Source organism: Stenotrophomonas maltophilia group sp. RNC7 (assembly GCF_030910085.1).
GTDB classification, from domain to species: Bacteria; Pseudomonadota; Gammaproteobacteria; order Xanthomonadales; family Xanthomonadaceae; genus Stenotrophomonas; species Stenotrophomonas sepilia.
Map to the genome: position 1 here is coordinate 1 of NZ_JAVFVN010000315.1, position 487 is coordinate 487.

Sequence of the window (487 nt, forward strand, 5' to 3'; positions counted from 1 at the left end):
GATCGTTCCCGCACGCATGGTGACGGAGATTAACGTCCCGGACAACAAAGAGGCGATTTATCGACTTGTCAAAGAAGATTTGCCCCTGGAATTCGATCGCGATCGCAGGCTGACGAAGCGGGGGAAGGGGAGTATGATCATTAATTTGCTGGAGCATCCGATTCACACCCGGGTTAAAGAAGTCGTGAAATTGGAAGATAATTCACACATCGTGTGGATGCAATAATCACTCAAGGAGAGACACATGGAATACTTGGCTCATCTGGACAGACAACGGAACCGGAAACAACGACTTTCCACTCATTTACGGAATGTTGCGACTTATTGCGAACTCGCCGTGCCGCCCACGGTGAGTTTTCCTCATTTATCTGCACATAACGTAAAGAACTTATCACGCTTGCTCGGACTTCTGCATGATATCGGGAAATACACCGATGCGTTTCAATTGTACTTGACAGAGGGCATTGAATCGAAGATGAAGAATCAT

2 protein-coding genes are annotated in these 487 nt (G+C 47.0%); both read left to right on the forward strand.

What is annotated here, in order from left to right; all coding sequences use genetic code 11:
- Window positions 1-226 (forward strand): hypothetical protein (locus RCF13_RS05230; RefSeq protein ID WP_308140921.1); only part of this gene is annotated, 226 nt, incomplete at its 5' end.
- Window positions 227-244: 18 nt separating this feature from the next.
- A partial coding sequence (locus RCF13_RS05235; protein WP_308140922.1) for an HD domain-containing protein occupies window positions 245-487 on the forward strand: 243 nt, incomplete at its 3' end.